Source organism: Alkalimarinus coralli, from assembly GCF_023650515.1.
GTDB classification, from domain to species: Bacteria; Pseudomonadota; Gammaproteobacteria; order Pseudomonadales; family Oleiphilaceae; genus Alkalimarinus; species Alkalimarinus coralli.
Genome location: NZ_CP096016.1, coordinates 3,325,825 through 3,348,500, shown reverse-complemented (window position 1 = coordinate 3,348,500; position 22,676 = coordinate 3,325,825). Strand labels below are relative to the sequence as shown.

The 22,676-nt window shown below is 47.3% G+C and carries 22 protein-coding genes; 15 read left to right on the top strand and 7 right to left on the bottom strand.

Going from position 1 to position 22,676, the window contains the following annotated elements; genetic code table 11:
- Positions 1-196: 196 nt before the first annotated feature.
- Complete coding sequence (gene mutM, locus MY523_RS15025) at positions 197-1,006, bottom strand: bifunctional DNA-formamidopyrimidine glycosylase/DNA-(apurinic or apyrimidinic site) lyase (protein ID WP_250655505.1); 810 nt, start codon at positions 1,004-1,006, stop codon at positions 197-199.
- 122 nt (positions 1,007-1,128) lie between these two features.
- On the opposite strand from mutM, the gene MY523_RS15020 reads away from it, so the two are divergent.
- Positions 1,129-3,159, top strand: coding sequence for a hydantoinase/oxoprolinase family protein (locus MY523_RS15020; protein ID WP_250655504.1), 2,031 nt, complete (start codon positions 1,129-1,131; stop codon positions 3,157-3,159).
- Positions 3,160-3,169: 10 nt separating this feature from the next.
- On the opposite strand, the gene rsmD is transcribed toward MY523_RS15020, so the two are convergent.
- Entirely contained in the window at positions 3,170-3,784 is a 615-nt protein-coding gene (gene rsmD, locus MY523_RS15015; protein ID WP_250655503.1) for a 16S rRNA (guanine(966)-N(2))-methyltransferase RsmD, read from the bottom strand.
- Between the two features lie 252 nt (positions 3,785-4,036).
- Between rsmD and ftsY the strand changes: the two genes are divergently transcribed.
- The 7 genes from ftsY to MY523_RS14980 all read left to right on the top strand — a co-directional run bounded on the left by ftsY (position 4,037) and on the right by MY523_RS14980 (position 11,317).
- A complete protein-coding gene (gene ftsY, locus MY523_RS15010; RefSeq protein ID WP_250655502.1) occupies positions 4,037-5,278 on the top strand; it encodes a signal recognition particle-docking protein FtsY in 1,242 nt (413 codons plus the stop codon).
- 16 nt (positions 5,279-5,294) lie between these two features.
- A complete protein-coding gene (gene ftsE / locus MY523_RS15005; RefSeq protein WP_250655501.1) occupies positions 5,295-6,035 on the top strand; it encodes a cell division ATP-binding protein FtsE in 741 nt (246 codons plus the stop codon).
- Positions 6,019-7,125: a permease-like cell division protein FtsX gene (ftsX, locus tag MY523_RS15000; RefSeq protein WP_250655500.1), complete on the top strand. Its 1,107-nt coding sequence runs from the start codon at positions 6,019-6,021 to the stop codon at positions 7,123-7,125. Before ftsE ends, ftsX begins: the two co-directional genes overlap by 17 nt.
- Before the next feature lie 206 nt (positions 7,126-7,331).
- A complete protein-coding gene (gene rpoH, locus MY523_RS14995) occupies positions 7,332-8,186 on the top strand; it encodes an RNA polymerase sigma factor RpoH (protein ID WP_250655499.1) in 855 nt (284 codons plus the stop codon).
- 211 nt (positions 8,187-8,397) lie between these two features.
- Positions 8,398-9,213, top strand: a complete 816-nt coding sequence (gene djlA, locus MY523_RS14990) for a co-chaperone DjlA (RefSeq protein WP_250655498.1) — start codon at positions 8,398-8,400, stop codon at positions 9,211-9,213.
- 37 nt (positions 9,214-9,250) lie between these two features.
- Positions 9,251-9,928, top strand: coding sequence for a winged helix-turn-helix domain-containing protein (locus MY523_RS14985; RefSeq protein WP_250655497.1), 678 nt, complete (start codon positions 9,251-9,253; stop codon positions 9,926-9,928).
- Entirely contained in the window at positions 9,929-11,317 is a 1,389-nt protein-coding gene (locus tag MY523_RS14980) for a sensor histidine kinase (RefSeq protein WP_250655496.1), read from the top strand.
- A 49-nt stretch (positions 11,318-11,366) separates the two neighbouring features.
- Here the strand turns inward: MY523_RS14980 and MY523_RS14975 are convergent, their stop codons facing one another.
- Positions 11,367-11,678: a hypothetical protein gene (locus tag MY523_RS14975; protein ID WP_250655495.1), complete on the bottom strand. Its 312-nt coding sequence runs from the start codon at positions 11,676-11,678 to the stop codon at positions 11,367-11,369.
- Positions 11,679-12,164: 486 nt separating this feature from the next.
- On the opposite strand from MY523_RS14975, the gene MY523_RS14970 reads away from it, so the two are divergent.
- The 4 genes from MY523_RS14970 to MY523_RS14955 all read left to right on the top strand — a co-directional run bounded on the left by MY523_RS14970 (position 12,165) and on the right by MY523_RS14955 (position 14,655).
- Positions 12,165-12,584, top strand: coding sequence for a hypothetical protein (locus tag MY523_RS14970; RefSeq protein WP_250655494.1), 420 nt, complete (start codon positions 12,165-12,167; stop codon positions 12,582-12,584).
- Positions 12,584-13,084, top strand: coding sequence for a transcription elongation factor GreB (gene greB, locus MY523_RS14965; RefSeq protein ID WP_250655493.1), 501 nt, complete (start codon positions 12,584-12,586; stop codon positions 13,082-13,084). Before MY523_RS14970 ends, greB begins: the two co-directional genes overlap by 1 nt.
- A gap of 57 nt (positions 13,085-13,141) precedes the next feature.
- Complete coding sequence (locus MY523_RS14960; RefSeq protein WP_250655492.1) at positions 13,142-14,110, top strand: VanZ family protein; 969 nt, start codon at positions 13,142-13,144, stop codon at positions 14,108-14,110.
- A 119-nt stretch (positions 14,111-14,229) separates the two neighbouring features.
- A complete protein-coding gene (locus MY523_RS14955; RefSeq protein WP_250655491.1) occupies positions 14,230-14,655 on the top strand; it encodes a hypothetical protein in 426 nt (141 codons plus the stop codon).
- 71 nt (positions 14,656-14,726) lie between these two features.
- Here MY523_RS14955 and MY523_RS14950 read toward each other — a convergent pair whose 3' ends face one another.
- Positions 14,727-15,038, bottom strand: a complete 312-nt coding sequence (locus MY523_RS14950) for a site-specific integrase (protein ID WP_250655490.1) — start codon at positions 15,036-15,038, stop codon at positions 14,727-14,729.
- A 180-nt stretch (positions 15,039-15,218) separates the two neighbouring features.
- Positions 15,219-15,491 carry an acyl-CoA-binding protein gene (locus MY523_RS14945; RefSeq protein WP_250655489.1) on the bottom strand — a complete coding sequence of 91 codons (273 nt, stop codon included), beginning with the start codon at positions 15,489-15,491 and terminating at the stop codon, positions 15,219-15,221.
- A gap of 352 nt (positions 15,492-15,843) precedes the next feature.
- On the opposite strand from MY523_RS14945, the gene MY523_RS14940 reads away from it, so the two are divergent.
- A complete protein-coding gene (locus MY523_RS14940; protein WP_250655488.1) occupies positions 15,844-16,335 on the top strand; it encodes a DUF4442 domain-containing protein in 492 nt (163 codons plus the stop codon).
- Positions 16,336-16,391: 56 nt separating this feature from the next.
- On the opposite strand, the gene MY523_RS14935 is transcribed toward MY523_RS14940, so the two are convergent.
- A complete protein-coding gene (locus MY523_RS14935) occupies positions 16,392-18,602 on the bottom strand; it encodes an ATP-binding protein (RefSeq protein ID WP_250655487.1) in 2,211 nt (736 codons plus the stop codon).
- Positions 18,603-18,632: 30 nt separating this feature from the next.
- Positions 18,633-19,334 carry a proteobacterial dedicated sortase system response regulator gene (gene pdsR, locus MY523_RS14930; RefSeq protein ID WP_250655486.1) on the bottom strand — a complete coding sequence of 234 codons (702 nt, stop codon included), beginning with the start codon at positions 19,332-19,334 and terminating at the stop codon, positions 18,633-18,635.
- A gap of 264 nt (positions 19,335-19,598) precedes the next feature.
- Between pdsR and MY523_RS14925 the strand changes: the two genes are divergently transcribed.
- Positions 19,599-22,109, top strand: a complete 2,511-nt coding sequence (locus MY523_RS14925; RefSeq protein WP_250655485.1) for a marine proteobacterial sortase target protein — start codon at positions 19,599-19,601, stop codon at positions 22,107-22,109.
- Positions 22,106-22,666 carry a class GN sortase gene (locus MY523_RS14920; protein WP_250655484.1) on the top strand — a complete coding sequence of 187 codons (561 nt, stop codon included), beginning with the start codon at positions 22,106-22,108 and terminating at the stop codon, positions 22,664-22,666. The genes MY523_RS14925 and MY523_RS14920 overlap by 4 nt, the downstream gene beginning before the upstream one ends.
- Positions 22,667-22,676 lie beyond the last annotated feature (10 nt).

Here is a 22,676-nt window from a genome sequence, read left to right as displayed (position 1 = left end):
CCAAAATGAGGTTGAACGCAGTTTAAAAACAGAGTTCTCTTAACTATAACAGGTATATTTTCAGTGTCTAAAAAATAGTTGAGATTTAACCTGTTATTAGCTGTTTTTATGGCGTTTTTTACGAATCGACTGAATTTGTTACATAACTTTACTTAATGCCGCTGCTTTATCCTGTTAGGTGCGCCTCTTTGCCCGCTTAGTGTTGGCATTTCGGACAATAAACAGTCGATCTCTGTCCAAGTCGAATCTCTTTTAGTGTTGTTTTACAGGTAATGCAGGGTTGTCCTCCTCGGCCATATACGCTTAGTTGTTGTTGAAAATAGCCTGGCTTGCCGTCACCCCCTACAAAATCTTTTAGTGTGGTACCGCCTTGGGTTATTGCCAGAGCCAGGGTCTCTTTAATGTGTTTGACGAGCTTGCCCATTCTCGCCTTCGAGATTTTGCCTGCAGGTCGCTTAGGGTGGATTCGGCTTAAAAACAGTGCCTCATTGGCGTAAATATTACCTACGCCCACAACATTTTTGTTATCCATAATAAACTGCTTGATATTGGTCTTTTTCCCAGCGGCTTGTTTAAACAGGTGCTCAGTATCAAACGCTTGCTCCAGCGGTTCAGGGCCCAGCGTCGAAAATAGACGGTGCTCCTTCCAGTTTTCGACCCATAGAACAGAGCCAAAACGTCTAGGGTCGTTATATCTGATGATTTTTCCGTTGTTCATTTGCAGATCAAGATGGTCATGCTTGCCGACGGGGGCCTCAGGTTCAACCACTCGCAAGCTGCCTGACATTCCCAGATGAATAATGATATACCCCTCGGGAATGTGGAGTATAAGGTATTTTGCTCTGCGCTCCACCTTGCTCACCAACGCCATAGACAAAGATGCCAGCTCGTCTGAAACAGGCCAGCGTAAGCGATGATCTCTTATAACAACTGAGCAAATTTTTGCATTCTCGACATAGGGCTGAATCCCTCGCCGGGTGGTTTCAACTTCTGGTAGCTCGGGCAATGTCTCACCTATTCATGACAATTTTGTCTTATTGGTCGTGTAAATTAAGTTACTTGGCATAATACATTGGAACTTTGCTCACGTATAATCGTGTTTTTACACTTCCGGAAAGGGCAAACTAAGTGGTTCGATCTTTGAATAGCTGTCGGCATGAGAAACTCGAAAAGCAGTTTATGGGAATTGATACTGGAGGAACGTTTACAGATTTCGTTTTACTGTCTGGTGAGCAAATTTCTATCCATAAAGTTCTGTCGACGCCTGATGACCCCTCTGTGGCTATTTTGCAGGGTATTAGGGAGCTAGGGCTTGCGGAAGCAGCGCAGCAAGGTCGACTGGTCATTGTTCACGGCAGTACTGTCGCAACGAATGCTGCACTGGAACGGAAAGGTGTAAAAACTGTTTATGTTGCAAATAAAGGGCTGAAGGATGTCTTAACGCTCGCACGCCAGAATAGGCCTGAGCTGTATAACTTGACGCCTGACCCGATAGAGCCGCCCGTGCCTGAAGAGCTGTGCCTGGAGGTTGATTGCCGTATTGATGCCCTGGGTAATGAGCTGAAGAGTTTGCAGGATAAAGATATACAGCGGTTGGTTGACGCAGTGCAAGCGCTTAACCCTGAATCAGTTGCGATTAATCTGCTGTTCTCATTTTTAGATAGCCGTCATGAGAAGCGTATAGAAGCTGCATTTGCAGAGCGTTATTTCGTTTCTCGTTCGTCATTTGTTCTTCCTGAGTATAAAGAGTATGAGCGAGGCATAGCTACCTGGTTGAATGCCTGGCTGGGGCCTAAGGTTGACCGCTACCTTGAACGGCTGGTATCTGAACTGCATGGTTGTTCGGTTGCCATGATGCAATCATCTGGCGGCACGGTGGATGCAGCTCAAGCATCAAAACGCACCGTTAATTTGCTTTTATCCGGGCCTGCTGGAGGTTTGGCTGCGACACGTTATATCGGCGAGATGATCGGTGAGTCTCGTTTTATCACCTTTGATATGGGGGGAACCTCAACCGATGTCGCATTAATTGATGGCGATATCCGGTTAACCAATGAAGGCCGTATTGGAGACTGGCCTGTTGCTGTGCCAATGGTCGATATGCATACCATCGGTGCGGGAGGCGGCTCTCTCGGCTGGGTTGATGGTGGGGGCATGCTTCAAGTGGGGCCTGAGTCTGCCGGGGCTAAACCCGGGCCTGCCTGCTACAGGGCGGGAGGCCAACGGCCGACAGTTACAGACGCAAACCTGCTGCTGGGCAAGCTCAGGCCTGATGCTTTTCTGGGTGGGAGCATGGCGTTAGATATAGGCGCAGCAGAAAGTGCAATAAGGCCTTTGGCTGAGGTTATGGGGATGGACGTTCGAGACGCGGCTTCAGGGATTATTCGGGTCGCAAATGAACATATGAATAGAGCGCTAAGGGCTATTTCGGTTCAGCGCGGATATGACCCTTCTCTATTCCGTTTGTGTTGCTTTGGTGGGGCTGGCGGTCTTCATGTCTGTGCGCTGGCAGACGGGATGGGGATGAAGAAAGCGATTATCCCCGTTTATGGAGGGGTGCTATCTGCGTTCGGAATGCTGGTTGCGCCCCATGAGCGACAGCTCTCCCATAGTAGTATTCAGCTATTAAGTGAGTCTGATGAAGCGTCGCTTATTGCGGCCTTTGATGAAATGGCTAACAGGGGGAGATTAGAGCTTGAAGCAGAAGGCATCGATGCAGCCGATATCACGGTTGGGTATTCGGTCGACCTGCGCTATCTTGGCCAGAGCTTTACCTTGAACCTGGCGTGGAGTTCACCGGAGCAGTTAATTGAACAGTTTCATCAGCTGCATAAACAACGTTATGGTCACGGTATGAAAAGACCAGTGGAAATGGTGAATCTTCGGGTTGCGGTGAGCGCTCCCGGGCAGCACTTTGATATGCCTTCCCCGTCTGAACCGTCGGCATCTGATATTGAGCGTGTAGTTATTGAGCATGTAGTTATTGCGGGTTATGAAGAGCGGGTCCCCGTGTATCCCAGAACGGAGCTTGGCGTGAATAAATCCTATCTCGGGCCGCTGTTAATCGTCGAGCAAGTCTCCACTACGATGGTGGAAGCAGGGTGGCAGGTCACGTGTGACAGGTTTGGGAACTTACTGCTTGATAAAATAGAAGATTAAGGCACGAGCCCTAATCTTCACAAATAAACAGCATGTAGCGTACTTGTCCTGCTTCTTTTTCCCGATGTAAATGCCAGTGTTCAGGCGTTGAGGGTCGTGCCGCTTCTTTTTCTATTTCAATGTAGATATAGGCCCCTTTGCAAAGAATTGAGTCTTCCTGAAGGTAGTCTATACACTGCTGAACCAGTCCACAGCGAAACGGCGGATCTACAAATACGATATGATAAGACGCTTCTGGCGCGGCTGTGCTAAGCCATTTAACGGCATCGGTGTTTAATACCGTCGCATTCTGCGCTTTTAGCAGTTGTAGATTATTTTTCAGCGACTGTGTTGCGATAGGTGACTGGTCGATAAAAGTGGCTGAACTTGCCTCTCTTGACAACGCCTCGAGGCCCAGCGCTCCACTTCCTGCAAATAAATCCAGGCAGTTTGCGCCCGGCAAAACGGGGGCTATCCAGTTAAAAAGTGTTTCCCTTACCCTGTCTGTGGTCGGTCTTAGTCCTTCGGCCGCAGAAAACGTTAGCCGGCGACTTCTCCATAGCCCTCCAATAATCCTTAGCGTACTGCTCTTTTCTCCGCTTTTACGTGCTTTGTTGTTGCGTGGCTGAGTTCTTCGGGTGGCCATAGTAATCTGAGGGGTATCCAGTTAGGTCTTTACAGTCGCTAAATTAACAATAATTCGGCGTGCATGTTAAAAGGGATTTGGTCTCGTTACAAATCAATAATAGAATACGCGGCAGCATAAGATTCTAATAATTCCTGTTAGATTGGGTAAGATGGCTGAAAGGTGCTGGTTTAGTGTGTTTTGAAAGGGTAAGCTGGGCACACTTTCTGTAACGGCGATTGAAACTAAGTGAGTGATGGTAGTTAAGTGAATATGGATACGGCAAATTTAATTGCATTAGCGGTACTGACCGTTTTGGTTCTTTTTTGGGTTATCGATTATTACACACTCAAGAGTCGTCGTCCCACGCCGAAAAAAGTAGAGCAGCGGCCTCTTGGCCAGGAGAGAACCGGGGCGATTAAGGCGGCCAGCCTGAAGGCAAGTGCCGAAGTTGGAGGGCCCAAAGACTCTGACGTCGCCGTGGCTGAGCCCGTTGCACAGGAGCAGGTTGTACCAGAAGCCGTTGTACCAGAAGTCGTTGCACCAGAAACAAAGGCCCCAGAAGCCGCTGTCCCAGAAATAGCGGTATCAGAACCTGTTAACTTTTTTTCGCGTATCAAAAGTGGTTTAAGCCGAACCCGGTCAACGCTGTCTGATGGCTTGGCCAGTTTGTTCCTGGGGCAAAAGACCATAAATGAAGACTTACTGGAAGAGATTGAAACGCTACTTTTATCTGCTGATGTGGGGGTTGAGGCGACGACTCAGATTATCTCCTCGCTAACTGAAAAAGTCGAACGAAAGCAGCTTTCAGACCCCGCGGCACTTCATGAAATGTTGCAACAGGAGCTGACCGCGCTTTTGGCCAACAGCAGCGAGCCTCTATCTGTTGATAATAATGGTCAGCCTTTTGTTATTTTAATGGTGGGCGTCAATGGCGTAGGTAAGACAACGACTATCGGTAAGCTTGCTAAGCGTTTTCAGCAGCAAGGTAAGTCGGTTATGCTGGCAGCAGGGGATACGTTTCGCGCTGCCGCAGTAGAGCAGCTACAGGTGTGGGGTGAGAGAAATGATGTGCCAGTCGTGGCGCAACACACCGGGGCAGATAGTGCCTCAGTTATTTTTGATGCGGTGCAGTCTGCTCAAGCTAAAGGTGTGGATGTGGTTATCGCTGACACCGCCGGACGTCTTCAAAACAAAGACAATTTAATGGCTGAGCTCGAAAAAGTGGTTCGTGTCATGCAAAAGCTCGATGGAGCAGCGCCTCATGAGGTGATGCTTGTGCTTGATGCGGGCACCGGCCAGAACGCCTTGAGCCAGGCGCAGTTGTTCAAGCAGGCAGTGGGTGTGACAGGCATAACGTTGACTAAGCTCGATGGTACCGCAAAAGGCGGTATCATCTTTGCCATCGGCAAGCAGTTGGGGCTGCCTATTCGATTTATCGGTGTCGGAGAGCAAATTGATGACCTGCGACCCTTTGAGTCATCCGAGTTTGTAAAAGCCCTGTTTGAGAACTAGTTGATTAAGCCTGCCCATGATTAATTTTGACAACATTAGTAAGCGTTATGAAGGCGGGCATGAGGCCCTGTCTCAGGTCAGTTTCCACCTAAGGCGTGGCGATATGGCTTTTTTGACAGGGCATTCAGGAGCGGGGAAAAGTACTCTGCTCAAGTTGATTATGTTAATGGAGCGGCCCAGCCAAGGGCAGCTCATTGTGGGTGGGCAAAACGTAAATCGCATCCCTCGCCGCCAAATTCCCTATTTTAGGCGCCATATTGGCGTCGTCTTTCAGGATCACCATTTATTATTTGACCGCACGGTATATGACAATGTGGCGTTGCCGCTAGAAATTACTGGAATGCCGCAGCGCGAGATTGGTCGCAGGGTCAGAGCTGCGCTGGATAAAGTCGGGTTACTGAGCAAAGAAAAACTTAATCCGATTCAGTTATCAGGAGGAGAGCAGCAGCGCGTGGGGATTGCGCGCGCGGTGGTTAATAAACCGTCACTGTTATTGGCGGATGAGCCAACGGGTAACCTGGACCCCGACCTCTCGTCGGATATTATGAATTTGTTCGAGCAGTTTAATCAGGTCGGGGTTACTGTGTTGATTGCGAGTCACGACCTTGCTCTGATCGCTAACCTCAAGCATCGAGTATTGGAGCTTAGTGCTGGCCAGTTGGTCGAAAATCCTAGAATCGAGGCGGGTTTGAGTGCTGAATCCGCCCCGGATGAACTATCGAGCCAGGAGTTTGGAGAAGATGATGGAGCCTGGTAAGAGAGGTAAAGGGGCAAGTCCTATGCGCGCTCAGCCGTCTAAGAGCTCCACATCATCACATTCAAGAGGTGGAGCCACGTTAAAGGGACGCGCCAGTAACAGAGAAAAAAATAAGCGGAAGAATAATCCTAAGGCAGAAGGCACCGGGGCCAAAACAAGCAGGAAAGAAGGCTCATTTGATAGCTATGTTGCCAATCACCGAAAGATTGCGAAAGAGAGCCTTCGACGCTTAATGAAGCAGCCTGTATCCAGCCTTATGACCTGGGCCGTTATCGGTATAGCGTTATCATTACCAGTCGGTTTATCGGTGCTACTGGCCAATGTACAGCAGTTAAGCAGTGGCTGGGATGGCTCGGCGCAGATTACGTTGTTTTTAAAGATGGATGTCAGCGACAAAAATGCGTCTAACTTGGCACTGGAGTTGTCGGCGCGCCCCACTATTGCACAGGCAGACTTCATTAGTCGGAGTAGCGCACTGGATGAATTTAAAACACTGTCCGGCTTTGGGGAGGTTTTGAATTATCTGGATGAGAATCCATTGCCTCATGTGATCGTGGTCAAACCGGCCAAGTCACTGGCCACTGTTCAGCAAACGAATGATCTTCAGCAGCGCTTGTCAGAGATAAAACTGGTCGAGAAAGCGCAGCTTGACCTTCAGTGGGTTCAACGATTACACACCATGACCGAGTTGATTCAGCGAGGCGTATGGGCGCTGGCTTTCTTACTGGCGTTGGCTGTACTCTTGGTGATTGGCAACACGATTAGGCTGGCGATAGAAAATCGCAGAGATGAAATAGTGGTGGTTAAGCTGGTGGGGGCCACTGATGGCTTCGTTCGTAGACCCTTTTTGTACACTGGTTTATGGTATGGCTTGGGCGGCGGGCTGATTGCTTTTTGTCTGGTGCAGATTACGTTGTTCTGGCTTGATTCACCCATAAGTGAATTAGCTCGTCTTTATTACAGTTCATTTAGTTTGTCAGGCCTGGATCTAGAGTCTACACTTTTTTTGCTGACCACCAGCATGTTGCTTGGCTGGTGCGGTGCCTGGGTTGCTGTTAGACGGCACTTGGGAGCAATTGAACCCAGCTAACCATCACCAGGCTGTTGTAAATGACGCAGTATTTCCTGTGAGGGGAATTACCTATTGGGTTCGCTTGGTGGTTCGCTAGACTATAGAACATCAATTGGTCATAGAAAAATTAGACATTAATTTATGCAAAAAGGAACTTTTTGCGCCACTAGAAGTCGTATAACAAAGATGATATATTCGGCATCTAGTTAATTTTGGAGGTTTAGATGGGTACCAGCTTACTGCCAGTAGATATGCTTTCACCAGGGGGTAACCTTGAGTCGTATATGCAGGCCGTTAATAGCATTCCCGTGTTGTCAGTTGAAGAAGAGCGCAAACTGACCGCTAGCTTGCATGATGAAGAAGACTTGGAGGCCGCTCGCCACCTGGTTATGTCACATCTTCGCTTTGTTGTGTATATCGCAAAAAGTTATTCCGGGTATGGGTTGGCTCAGGCTGACCTAATACAAGAAGGTAATGTCGGCTTGATGAAGGCCGTTAAACGCTTTAACCCAGAGTTTGGCGTGCGTTTGGTTTCGTTTGCTGTGCACTGGATTAAAGCCGAAATACATGAGTTTATACTGCGCAACTGGAGAATTGTTAAAGTTGCGACAACCAAGGCGCAGAGAAAGCTGTTTTTTAATCTTCGAAGTGCCAAAAAGCGCTTGGCATGGTTAAGCCACGACGAAGTCAAGGCTGTTGCCGCAGACTTGGGGGTCGAACCTAAAGTGGTTCGAGAGATGGAAGGCCGTTTAAGTTCTCAGGACGCTGCATTTGATGGCGGAATGGGTGATGACGATGATTCGGCTTATCAGGCGCCTGCCCACTATTTGGAAGATCACAGCCATGATCCTGCTAAGCGCATAGAGCAAGAAGACTGGACTGAAGATTCCAATGCCCGGCTGACCTCGGCGATAAGTACGCTGGACGAGCGTAGCCAGGATATCTTAACACAGCGTTGGTTGTCTGAAGGAAAGGCGACCCTGCATGATTTGGCTGATAAATACGGTGTTTCTGCTGAGCGAATTCGCCAGCTGGAAAAAAATGCCATGAAGAAAGTCAGAGTGTTAATGGAAGCCTGAGCTTAGACTGACCCCAAAAACCGCCTCGAAACTGTGGCGGTTTTTTTATGCCTGATATTTATATTTCGGGTAGGTTACAAACAATTAATTATGCCTTTTTAGGCGTGTCACTTAAGCTACGTAATTATCCTCGTAGCCCGGTTTTTAACGATTGAAGCAATAGAACACTACAGGAAACTACAGATGAGAGTGTATCAATGAGGTTGTATCAATGAGTTGGTGGGGGAAAGCAATTGGCGGTGCGTTTGGATTTATGCTTGGAGGGCCTTTAGGCGCGCTGCTAGGGGCAACTCTGGGGCATGGTTTTGATAAAGGGCTCTCGGGCATAGAGGTGTTGGGAGCCGACTCGGGTTGGCAGGGTGGAGATCAGGAGCGTGTTCAAGCCGCATTTTTCACCGCTACGTTCTCGGTCATGGGGCACCTTGCAAAGGCTGATGGCCGCGTAACCGAAGATGAAATCCAGCTTGCGCGGCAGACGATGGCAAACATGCAGCTTGATGAAGATCAGCGGCGCGCGGCAATCGCATTGTTTAATAACGGAAAACAAGATGACTTTCCGTTGGAAGAAATTCTTGAGCAGCTTAGGCAGGAATGCCATCGCAGGGTTAACCTGATTCAAATGTTTTTAGAGATACAGATCTCTACTGCATTGGCTGATGGGGATTTGCACCCCGCTGAACAAAGGGTGCTGCTCACGGTTGCTGAGCGCTTAGGGATTTCCCGCAATCATTTCGAGCGGTTGCTGGCAATGGTTGTTGCTCAGCAGCGGTTCTCCCGTAGAAGCGGGCACAGTGATGCGCCCATTGCGCGAGAGTCTCTCACAGAGGCATATCAGTTGTTAGGGGTTACGCCTGAAGCCAGTGATGCGGAAATCAAGAAATCCTACAGAAGGCTGATGAGTCAGCATCATCCGGACAAGTTGGTATCGAAAGGGCTGCCTGAGGAAATGATGAAGATTGCTACTGAGAAAACCCGAGAAATTAAAGCCGCCTACGATGTAATAAAGGCCTCGCGAAAAAAGGCTTAATAAATCAAACTCATTAGTTGATTAGGTTGGAGAATTAATGCGTGTATTAGTCATTGAAGATGATAAGGATGTTGCAGCATATTTAGTTAAAGGCTTGCAGGAGTGTGATCATGTGGTTGATCATACCCTTGATGGCAAGGACGGTTTGTTGCTCGCGGCAAGTGAAAGTTACGACATCATGATTATTGATCGGATGTTGCCGGGTATGGACGGACTTTCGATTATCAAAACTGTCAGAGCGACAGGTAATCAAACGCCCATTTTAATTCTCAGTGCTCTGGGTGATGTGGATGATCGGGTTGAAGGCCTTAGAGGTGGTGGCGATGACTACCTGACCAAACCGTTTTCGTTCACCGAGCTACTAGCCAGAATGGATGTTTTACTGCGCCGGGGTAGCTCTCAAGCAGAGCAGGTGACCACCCTGAGTTTAGCAGACTTGGAAATGGACTTGTTATCCCGTGTGGTTAAGCGAGGTGAGCAGAAGATTGACTTGCAGCCACGAGAATTCAGGTTGCTGGAGTATTTAATGCGTCATGCCGGACAAGTTGTTACGCGTACGATGCTATTGGAACAAGTGTGGGATTATCATTTTGACCCTCAAACTAACGTTATCGACGTTCATATCAGCCGACTCAGGTCAAAGATCGATAAAGAGTTTGACAAGCCTCTGTTGCAGACCGTTAGAGGGGCTGGGTATATCTTGAGTGACAAATAATTGAAAATCCTTAGCCTCCTGCGCACCTCCTCGTTTCAGCTGGCACTGGTCTATATGGTGCTGTTTGCGACCTCGGTATTTATTCTGCTGGGCTTTATTTATTGGGCAACAGCAGGGTATATGGCAGATCAAACCGATGAAACGATTGAAGCTGAAATTGTTGGGCTGGCCGAGCAATATAGCCGACAGGGGCTAAATGGTTTGATTAGTGTTATTCGGGAGCGGGTATCAAGAGACCCCAACGGAAAATCGCTTTACCTGTTTACTGCGCGTGACTATATCAAACTGGCCGGCAACCTCAAGGAGTGGCCAAAAAGTGCACAGGTTCAGGATGGCTGGGTCAATTTTCAGCTGGACGAAGAAGTTGGCTGGCAAGGTAAGCCGCATATTGCCCGTGCGAGAATATTTGTGGTTCAAGGCGGGTTGCGTCTATTAGTGGGCAGGGATGTTCATGATCTGATGGTGGTCAAACGGCTAATTGAACGCGCGATCAACTGGGGAATGGGGATTACGCTCGCTTTAGCGCTAGTCGGCGGCATTATGATGAGCCGAAGTACCGCAAAACGAATAGAAATAATCAATCAGATTAGCCGTAAGATTATGGCTGGAAACCTTTCGCTTAGAATTCCAGGTCGTGGAACAGGGGACGACTTTGACCAGCTTGCGGAGAACTTAAACCAGATGCTGGATCGTATTGTTCAGTTGATGGATGGTATTCGTCATGTGTCGGATAATATTGCCCATGACCTCAGAACACCGTTAACTCGTTTGAGGAACCAGTTGGAAAGTGCGCTCGTTTCGGCGGAGCGGGAAGAAGATCGGGATCAGATTGCGGTTGCTGTAGCCGAAGCTGACCAGTTGTTGGCGACGTTTAATGCGCTGCTTCGTATTGCCCGCCTGGAAACGGGAGGCAAAGTAGCCAAGCCAGAGGCGTTAAATCTATCTCAACTGATGGAGGATGCCGCAGAGCTTTATGAGGCGCTGGCAGAAGACAAGAGTTTGGCGATGCTGAAGAGCATTCAGTCTAATGTGGTTGTCTGTGGTGATAGAGATCTGTTATTCCAGGTTATGAGTAACTTGATTGACAATGCCATTAAATATACGCCAGAAGGGGGAAAGCTATCACTGCAGCTTGTCGAGAATGACGAGGGGGTCTTCTTCCAAATAGCGGACTCAGGGATAGGTATTCCTGAAGATGAAAAAGAAAAAGTATTTCAGCGGTTTTACCGGGTCGCTAAAAGCCGCTCTCTGCCAGGAAATGGTTTGGGGTTGAGTCTTGTCGCTGCTGTGATTGCAATGCACAAAGGTGAAATTAGCTTGGAGGATGGAAACCCTGGATTAAAGGTCTCGGTAAAGCTGCCTAAAAGCAAAATGCTGGAATCGAGCTAGCTGAGTTGCTAGCTCGGAATTAATCAGCTCGCCTAAGTGGGGCCGCAGACTATTTGCCAACAAACCCTTTTAAGGTGCCCACAACTGATTTAGCAGGCTTGAGTACCGTATCAACACTGTTGTTTACCAGCGTTTCAACGCTGCTGATTGCCTTTTCTACTTTTACTTGTGTGGTGACTACGCGTGCTTTGATGCTGTCCAGCTCACCTTCAAGGTGCTTCTGCTCAGCCATAACATAGCCAATTAACGTATGGCGGTTAACCTGGCTGGTAATTCCCATGCTATCTAGCTGAAAGCCAAGATTGTCTAGTCCACTGAGTGCAGTCTCAACCAAATTGTTAATGTTCTGATTTACTTTCATCGGGTCACCTTCCTGAATGCTCTAACCGTGTCACCCGGCTTTTAGTATTAAAAACCGAATGTTTAAAATATGCGCTATTGTAAATTATTGCGGCGAAGATTATCGACAAAAAATAGGGAAAACAACCTAATTATCGACTAGCCACTAAATCATAAGGCGACGCATATTAAATTATTTGTAATATAGAGGAAAGTTTGTAGCAAGGGCACTTGGGTTAGTCTAATAATCAGCAGATATGAAGAACTCCGTCTATATGCTGTTTATTGTTATTAGTTATTGCTCCCTTCGAAGAAAGCAAATGCTTCGGCTCCTCCTGAATCAGGTGGAGCTTTTTTATTTCTGAATTGGCAAAATTTCTGTTAGCCTCCCCCTTTAACCTAATGTTATACCCGTGCGATCTGCTGAGCGTCTGTACTTGCTTCTAGCGGTCAACGCTGGGTGAACGATAAACTTTAAGAAAGGTATATATACATAGGGCTTTCAAGTATGAAGCTTAAGTGGAGTGCCATTGTTTTTGGAGCCTTAATTGATATAGCAATCTCTATTGCAATGAGCTTTTCTGTGCTTATCGTCTACGCTTCAATTCTGGCTGGACAGGGAATGCCGGAGGCGACTATACAGCTGAAACTAAGTGACCCAATGAGTTCATTGTTTTTTGCGTTTGTTCTGATGGCTGCGGGTGTAATAACAGATGCTGTTGCAGGTTACTTGACTGCAAAGTTTGCAGGTTATCTGGAGTACTGGCACGCTCTTTTTATGATAATGACGGTGATGGTTGTTCATGCGGGCTTAAAGGCTGACTCAATTATTCCCTTTTGGTACGAGCTGCTTGCACAGACTATGGGTGTTATTGCAGCACTTTTTGGGGCTGGGATATACAAGAAAAAAAGGAGTAGTAATAATTAATGGGTCGATACCGTGCACCACAACAGCCAGGTTCAAAATATATTACTCCTGAGGGGGAGAAGGCTCTGAAGGATGAGCTGCACTTTTTATGGAAAATAAAGCGTCCTGAGGTGACGCAAGCAGTGTCTGAAGCGGCTGCGCAAGGTGACCGCTCCGAGAATGCAGAGTATATCTACGGCAAAAAGCAGCTTAGGGAGATTGACTGGCGAGTCAGGTTCTTGAGAAAGCGCCTGGATAATATGGTGGTAGTTGATCGCCCTCCTGATGACCCGTCCAAAATTTTTTTTGGGGCATGGGTGGAGCTGGAAGATGAGTTAGACAATGCGTTTCGTTACCGTATTGTTGGGCCTGATGAGCTGGATCCGAGCAAAGGTTATATTAGTATTGACTCTCCTTTGGGGCGAAGCTTGCTAAAAAAGCAGGTGGATGATGAAGTGGTTGTAAACACACCAGAAGGCGAGAAACTATATTATGTTGTTGCTATTAGCTACTCATCTTAAGCCGGTCATTAGTCTTGACTCCCTGCTGTGGCGTTCGGCCATTGGGTTCCTGCTCCGGTGAATAACTCTGTCCGAAAAGTAATAAGAAAAAAAATACCTCTTTGGCTGGTTGTGGCCTGCATTGTCGTAGGCACCCCTCTGCTTTTTATTGGTGGTCCTGACTACTATGATGGCCGGATAAGTAAATTGTTTTGGGATCTCGGCCATATACCCTTTATGTTTTTTGTAGGCGTTGCTGTTTCTCTTGGGATCTCACAGGTTTCTGCAATGCGTTATTCGCTCCGTTTTAGCCTGTATCTTTTTATTATTCTAGCTTTTTCAGTGGTTACAGAGTTAGTACAGGGTGAAGTCGGGCGAGTACCCAGTTATTTTGATCTATTGGCTGATACATGGGGAGCCTTGCTTGCTTGGTTATTTATGGAATGGGGCGTAATCAAGCAGCGGGTATTTAAGGGGCAACTATTGACTCTTACGACGCTACTACTTGGCGTTACAGTGCTCACAAAGCCTGCACTTATTTTGTATGATGAGCTGCTGGCTCGAACTCAATTTCCGTTAATTGCAGGGTTTGAAACTGCTAGTGAGCTGACTCGTTGGGACACAAATAGTGAGATACTTCGTTCCATGGATAAAGCAACCCACGGGCAATATTCGCTAAAAGTGCTACTCTTACCGAAAGGGTATAGTGGCGTTTCGGTTAAAAACTTCCCTTCGAACTGGGATGGCTTTGATTATTTGCAGTTTGATGTTTGGAGCCCGAGGGCGTGGTTACCGGTGACGTTGCGCATACATGATAAAGAGCATGCGGTTGGTGCGCAGGAGTATAATGACCGGTTCAATCGAGGCTTTAAGCTGGATGAAGGGTGGAATCGAATTTCGGTCGAGTTACGAGATGTTCTGCGTGCTCCTAACGGTAGGGAGCTTGATTTAAAAAACGTTATTGGGATTAGTTTATTTAGTTACAACCTTGGAACTACTGAAACGTTGTATATGGACAATATTATATTATCGGATAAGGTCGACTAGATAAACGATGCGTCAATTCACATTTTTTATGATTGCCTTTTCTTTGGTGTTGGATTGTCTATAAAATGACCTAAGGAAGAGCATAGTAGGGAAGTGCCAAGATGAAAATGAACAATAAAATGAAAAAAAAGATATATTTTCTGGCGTTTGCAAGCTGTGTCGGCGTAAGCATGTCCGGTACTTGTTTCGCTGATGGAAAGCAGCTTGTAGAGCCGCTAGAATACAAAGAAAAATCAACACTTGAGACATTTCATCTAAAAGAAATTGCCTCTGATGAGCTTTCTGAAGCGGTTATTGCCGGTGGGCTAGAGCCTACTAGCGCTGGCGGGCAACGAAATCAGCCTGCTACCGTGTATGAAGATATTACGCTGATTGAGCCGAGGGATAGACAAACTGATTTAGGTCGGTATGAAATCCCCGTGACGATAAACTACAGAGAGCCGCGACAAGTTCCAGGGGTTACGTTTGGTAATGATTATGCGATCACTCCAGGTCCTGGCAACCGAGTCTATAATCAGCATACGACAAATCTTACTGAGAGATAGTTCTAGCTAATAAATAAAGGAGGCCGAAGACCTCCTTTATTTGTATATGTAGGCACCGCCCTTCGGTATAGTTAAGTTCTCTTGTGTGGAATTCCAAGCGGCTTATTCAGAACCTTTTCATATAAAAACGAAAGCGCCTCTTTGACTTGATTGAGTTTAGCGCGTGACAGACCCACTTTATTGGCAAGATAGCCCAGAAACTCCTTCACATTATTTTCAGACAGAAGTGCTGGATTTTTGAGGTCGTTGAAGAAAATATACTGGGTAATCCAGTGTTGGTAGGTTTGCTCTGTACGGGTATTAAAATGCTGCTTTTTAACAACTTTTCGAACCTGCTGAAGTAGTCCAGACTGGCTCTGATCAAGTGCCTCTGCATTATCCATAAGTAGTCATCCTTTTAGCTTTTTTATTCTAATTATCTAATTTTGAGCGGATTCTATTACATTGTTATGACGGTTGCAAAGATTGTCGATAGTTTATAAATTTGTTCGATTTTTGCCTGAATATTGGCGCCAGACGGTGCTCTTCGTTGTATGAATCGTCGCTCTGACGCCGTGCAGGTGTTAGCTGTTTTCTGACTTTAGTTCTTCAATACGATCAACATAGCGCTGCATCGCTTCTTCTGAAGACAAGCCTTTGTACTCTTCCCAAGCGGTATATTTTGCGCGGTTCACAAAATCCATCATGCCGGGCTTCTTACCACTCACATCACCTTCTGTAGCTTGCTTGAACAAGGCATACATTTGTAGCTTAAGTTCGTTTGACGGCTTAAAGTCACCTTCTGCATTCTGAACATAGTTTACGGACTCTTCGAACTTTTGTTTTAGGTCGCTCATTTTTATTCCCTAAGGTCTTTTCATGTTTTATCGAGTTATATGGGTATTCGATTTGGATTATAACCTGATCGTCACCCCTGTGACAGTGGCATTCTGTCGCCTGACGAATGTTGTTCAGGTCAAGTTATTCTTGGCTTACCCATCCTTATCCAGTCCGTGATTCAGCGGGAGATGCTGGTTGAGTACAAACTTGTCATTGTGAGGTAGCGCGTCCCATTTTGAGCGCAGTGCAAGCCAGCATCTTACCTGAAATGTTTTTACTACTGCGCGGTATGGGGTATTTCTGATTTTTAAAAAATACGTTACCCTAGCGGCCCTATTTTTAGAGAAACTATTACGCAGAGTGTTTAGCATGAGCAAGAAAAACAAACTTAATGGAATTGTAAGCAAAATTAACACATTACCAGAATTTGTACGAGTTAAGGCTCTGACTACGTTTTTCGGGACTGTCGTTAAATTTACAGGTACAGCCGGGATTAAGGTTGAAGAATTAACCGAGAAGCGTGCTGTTGTGACATTAAAAAACAAAAAATCTGTCCAGAACCATATTGGTTCAGTGCACGCTGTTGCCAGTATCTTAATTGCTGAGTCGGCTACAGGTTATCTTGCAGGCATGAACGTACCAGAGTCGTCGGTTAATGTAATCAAAACCATCAAGGCTGATTACGTGAAGCGTGCAAAAGGTGATATGAAAGCGGTTGCAACCATTACAGATGAGCAAGTAAAACTGATGCAGTCTCAGGAAAAGGGCGAAACCGTTGTTAAAGTGACCGTCACGGATGCCGATGGAAAAGAGCCTATTTTGATGGAAATGGTTTGGGCCTGGACGCCTAAGAAACGCTAATCGCGTTTTAATATGTTTTAGTTCGGCCTAAATTATGGCCTGCCAAAAGGGTGCGATTAGCGCCCTTTTTGCTTCTTCTTAGCCACATGGTTTTTAGCTACAGCACTCTTGGCTGCAGCATTCCTGGCAAAGGGCAAGCGAACCTCAAAGCAAACGCCGTGCTTTCCTTCAAAAGGCTGATGGCCTTTAATATTGTAGGCTCGAACACTGCCCCCGTGGTAGTCGGTGACCAACTTAACAATCACCAGACCTTGCCCCATATGTCCCTCTTCTTGAGTGTTATCTCTCAAAGAAATGAATGAACTGAATATTTCACGTTGCATTTTCTCCGGGAGTGGAGGCCCTTCGTTGCAGACCGAGAGAATGTAGTCACGAGAAGAGGTTTTGAGGCTGATTTTTATCTTCCCTCCTTCGGGTGTAAAATCCTTTGCGTTCTCTATCAGTTTATCCATCAATTGCGCGATCAGCTCAGGGGCCCCTGATACTAGTCTGCAATCAGGGCTTGCCTCAATTGAAACGCTATGCCCTGTCAGCAAGCTTTTAAACGCTTCCCCCGTACTTGTGACCACGTCAGATAAATCAAACTGCTCTTTTTCTGTATTGGCGATACTTTTTTCCAGTCTCGAGGCTTCGCTCATTGACTGAATAATTTGACTAAGGCGTTTTGCGCCGCCATCTGCTCGCTGTAAGTAAGTCCTTACTTCTTCGATATTTTCTTGCACAAAGAGCTGTTCGTTAATCGAAAGGTTTTCGATAGAAGAGCGTACGATAGCCAGCGGTGTTTTCAATTCGTGGGAAAGCTTGCGAGAGAAGTTTTCCAGATACTCCGTGTAGTGTGTGACCTCCTGATGCATCGCCGAAAAACTTCGGGAAAGGTCGCCTAACTCATCCTGTGCAACTGAGGCTTTAAACTCACGCCTTATACGCCCATCTTCGCTGATCGAACTGTCAATCTGGTTACGTAGCCGGGTCACCCGCCATGAGAGTAAAGAAGAAAACCCCAGCAAAACGAGCACAATAAGCAGAACCACCGAGAAGCTAATTGCAATTAGCTTAACCATTGCGCTATCCGACAGCGAGGCAATAGCGTCCGTTGTTTGTTCAACCAGAATAACACTCTGTGGCTTAGGGCTGACTTGGTTAATGTGGTCTTGGTTATTGTAAGGGAGTGAGACTGGATGCGCGGCAGCAATAATCGCTTGATTACTGGCAGGGTCATGAAACCACTCAGTCGCAGGCTGGTTGTTCAGTGCTTGTTGAATCGCCCGGTTATTGCGTTGGCCAGTGAGTTTAGACTGCTCAGATTCGGTTGGCCTTTGTTGGCCCAATACGGCCTTGAACAAAGACAGCAATATTTCACGAACCAGAGAATCATACTCACCGTCTTGCCAGGGTGCGCTGTATGACTCTTCGTTGGTCTGGCCAATTTTCGCAATGACCCAATGGTCACGATCAACAAGGCTGATACGCGTATAGTCCCTTCGGTAGGGGGTAATGAGGGACTCCAGCTCTGCCAGACGATAAATCACTGGGGGCAATATTCTTTGCTCTTCGGGAGGTGTTATTCCAGACCAGGCTGGCTGAATCATACTATCAGGGTGTTTACCTGAAGGTTTTTTTATAATGGAAAAGCCAACACCGTGCCGGACTCTCGAAAGCGGTATTTCGAGCTCTATTTGAAACCCTTTTCGCGTGTCTTGCCAGTACCCCCTTAGCGCAGGGTCTTTAACGAACTTGCCAGAATAGCTGCGGCTTAATAAATCGATAGGGCCTGGGGCGATTGGGCTGGCAACAATGTCGATGACTTGGCCCGGCGGGGACGCTAGCTTAAGTAACAGGTGGTCGCTATTGTTTAGTTCCCCTTTGCTGGGGTCTCTATAGGAGGTTTGGGAGGTACTCGCGTTAATAAAAAGATAAAAGTACTTTCCTCTAACACCCGTTTGGTAGGTGACTGACAGGTCGCTGTTCGTGCTTGCCAATGGGATGAGTTTGTCAGATGCGGCTCGCCAGTCATCGAAATAGCCATCCAGAATGATTGGTGCCGGAAGTTTTAAGGCGTAAAGAGGGTGATAGCCTTTTGCTGATTTGGCAGGCAGTTTAATTGAGCTTTTTTCCAGTTGCTCGGCGATCAACTTAGCGTGTTGGCTGAGGTTCGTAAGCTGGTTGTGCCTTAGGGTTTGCTCCAGCTCCTGGATAAACAAATAACCCGCCCAAGGAACGAGCAGTGTCAGTAAGCTAATTAGAAATAGCTGATGGCGAAGTTTCAAAAGCAGATTCCTTTAACAAGCCTCACTGACTCAGGCACTGTCTGACTTCCAGCGGTAACCCATGCCATAAGCGGTTTGAATATTATCGAATGAGGGGTCAACCGCGATGAATTTTTTACGAATCCGCTTAATATGCGATGTGATCGTGTTATCGTCCAGTACAGTATTGGCTGCATCCATTAATTGAGTTCGGTTTTTTACGTGCCCAGGGTGTTTGATCAGGGCGTGCAGCATCCAGAACTCGGTAACAGTCAAGTCAATTGAGTGAGACTTCCAGGCCACACTCATTCGATCAACATTGATATCCAGTGATCCGCGAGATAGCTGCTCTTCATGCTTTTGAATGTTGCTTTGCATGGCTTCTACACGTCTGAAAAGAGCCACAATACGGGCCATCATATGAGGGAGTGTAATATCTTTAGTGAGGTAGTCGTCAGCCCCCAGCTTCAGTCCCAGAATCTGGTCAAACTCACTGTCTCTGGCGGTTAGAAATATCATCGGTAACTCGGGTGATTTAACCCGTAGCTGCCGGCAGATTTCAAAGCCGCCCTCGACATCATCACCCAACCCCACATCAATAATAACCAGATCTGGCAGAGAGTGTTCAAAGTGGTTTAGCGCATCGACCCGGTTGTCAAAATCCACCACTTCATAGCCATATTTTGTTAACGCATCGCAATAATTGGCGCGGATGGCTGGTTCGTCTTCAATGATGGCAATCTTTCGTTTCATGGCTTATCGGGCTCTTGGGCTTGATCCGTTCTCGATATTCGGCTTTGCCAGCTTTATAAGTGTATTGGTTCTTAAGCTGATGATTATTAAAGCATGACTGAGACTTTTCGACTATCCCTGATCGACCGTTTGCCACAATTCATCACATTTCATCCCTGAGCCATCATTTTTCATCCGCTGAATCGACGTATTTGATTGTTGTAATAAATGGTAGCGATTAATACCGAGCACGAAGCGAATAGCATTATATAAGAGGGCTGAAAAATGGGACTTTTACTAGCAGACAATAACTGTGTGACTGAGCAACGATGCTATTGGGGAGCAAAAAAATACACTGCTCCTTTATATACACTGAATAAATCGGTGAAACAGCAAAAAACGCAGAGCGAAGATAGAGCCAAAAACTATACCAAAACCAGTACCCAGGAATGGGGATGGTGGGCGGGAAGGGGATGGTGGACAGCCAGGGCGCAGGATGCACTCATGGCGGTCGCTGTATTGCTGCTACTTTCAGGTTACAGTTTTTCGGCGATGGCTGTTTCTGAAAGGGGAGCGGCGGGTGAAATGACGCTTGATCAAGTAGAAAGCGGACGTCTGTTGTGGAAGGCATCAGGGGCTGATTCTTCTACTTCCTCTATTGTTCGTTACAAGCCTGCAACGCTGCTTGAAGAAGAGGTGGCTATTCGTGTCTCAGGGCTGATTTTAACCGCCACTCTGAAGCAACGATTCAAGAATGATACCGCAGAGTGGCTGGAAGCTGTTTACGCATTTCCGTTACCCGAAAATGCTGCGCTTTATAAAATGGACATGCAAATAGGAGAGCGCCGAATTAAAGGCGTGGTGAAAGAGAAACAGCAAGCAAAAAAGATCTACCAGCAGGCGAAAAAAACAGGTAAAAAAGCGGCCTTGGTGGAGCAGCACCGCCCCAACTTATTTACCAACCATGTGGCTAATATTCCACCTGGAGAGACGATAGAAATCTCCCTCGAATACAATCAGGTGGTTCGATACGATCAGGGTGAGTTTGAATTGCGTTTTCCATTAACCACGACGCCTCGCTATTTTCCGGGTGAGATAACCTCTGAAACGGGTCGCAAAGCGTTGATGCCAGCTGACGTGGCCGAAAGTGTTGCCGAACAGATTCGTCAGCGCAATGCTGGCACCGCGATCGATGGGTCTATTGATGCGGCTACGGGGTGGGCTCTGCCTACAACAGCGGTACCGGATGCGCATCTGATTTCTCCGTTTACTATTCCCCTCAAGTCGGTGCCTGAGAATACTCATAGGGTACGACTTTCAGCGACGATTGATGCAGGGTTCCCGGTCGAGTCTTTCAACAGCAGCAGTCATAAAATTACTACTCAGTCACAGCGTCCTGATGATTCAAAAGGCGCTACCGGTGCCGAGCGTTATCAGGTCATGCTGGAAGAAGGCCAAAGCGCGATGGAGCGTGATTTTGTACTTACCTGGCGGCCACAGATTGGCTCGACCCCGAAAGCGGCGTTATTTACCGAGACATTGCAGGATGAACTATATTCGTTGCTCATGGTCATGCCGCCGCAACAGCTTCCGGAAGAGATGTTGCTGCCTAGAGAGCAGATATTTGTGATTGATACTTCAGGCTCAATGGGAGGCGAGTCGATACGCCAAGCAAAAGCCTCGTTAGAGAAAGCACTGCTCAACTTAAGGGCAACAGATCGCTTTAACGTGATTGAGTTTAATAGTGCGACTCACACACTGTTTAACTCGTCAGTGCCAGCCGACCCGCAAAAGATATCCGCAGCGCTCAGCTATGTAAGACGTTTGCGGGCTGACGGCGGCACCGAAATGTCATCAGCGCTCACAGCAGGATTCTCTGGTTCTGTTTATCCTGGCTATCTTCGTCAGGTAATCTTTATTACCGACGGTAGTGTTGGAAACGAGCGCGCGTTATTTGATCAAATTCAACAACAACTGGGGGACTCAAGACTGTTTACTATCGGTATAGGCTCGGCCCCCAACAGCTATTTTATGAGAAAGGCTGCGGTATTTGGGCGGGGAACCTTTACCTATATCGGCGACCTTAAAGAGGTTGAGTCCAAGCTGGCCAGGTTGTTTGATAAGTTAAGAGCGCCCGTATTAAGTGATTTGGCTGTGAGTCTGACATCCGCCGCGAATGAGGAAGCGCCATCAAAACATGGAGAGAGCTACCCAAGCAGGGTCAATGACCTGTATCTCGGTGAGCCTGTGGTGCAGGTAATAAAACATGACAAAGCCGCTTCAGCTATCAACGTCACCGCTAGCAGTATTGGTATGTACCAAAGCCATACACCACTCTGGGAACAATCTTTTGAATTGAACGGAGCCAGACAGGCAGATGGGATTGCGACCTATTGGGGGCGACAGAAAATTGAGTCTCTAATGGATTCAGCTTCTTCCGGCAGCGATAGTGCCACCAAGGCTGCTTTGCGGGAGAAAGTGATAGAGGTTGCCTTGAAGCATCACTTAGTGAGCCCTTACACCAGTTTGGTTGCGGTTGAAGAGGTTATATCAAGGCCCGTAGACAGCGCATTAAAAAGTGATGCAGTCCCCCAGTTATTGCCAAAAGGCAGCACCCAAAAAATGGCGCGACTTCCTCAAACGGCCACGTCATCGCAGTGGTATTTGCTGGTCGGTTTTTTATGCTACATGTTGGGTATTGGGTTAATTTACCAGCAGCGTTCTGGGGCGCCCTTTAGCAAGCGCTTACCTCAACGCAAAGAAGTAGCGCTATCAACGCTGGAGGTTTCGCAATGAAACTGTGGGTTTTGCCAATGTTCGCCGGTTCTCTTCTGCTTGGAGCAGGAGGCTATATTCAGCTAAAAGCCTATGCGGCCCAGTGGATGCTTGAATATGCCTGGCAGAACACGCTCGAGCATCATCGAAGCCAAAAACCATGGCCATGGGCTGACACTTGGCCCGTTGCAAAGCTACAGTTAAGCCCTGAACATTCAATGGTTGTGTTAGAGGGGGTGAGTGGTCAGGCGTTAGCGTTTGGCCCGGGGCGCATGCAAGGCACCGGTGAGGCTGAAAATAACGCATTGACGGTGGTTGCGGGTCATCGCGATACCCATTTTAGCGGGCTCAAACAACTTGAAATTGGTGATGAAATCTCGATTCAACGTGTTGATGGAGGGTGGCGTCGTTACATCGTTTCGGGGGTCGACATCGTAAACACCGAGACCCATATGATTGATCTCAGCGCAGATGAGCAAGCCCGATCCCAATTAATGCTGGTGACCTGTTACCCTTTTGATGCCATGCAAGCAGGGGGGCCGCTTCGCTATGTTGTAACCGCTGATGAGGCGGTTTGAGTTGGCGTGA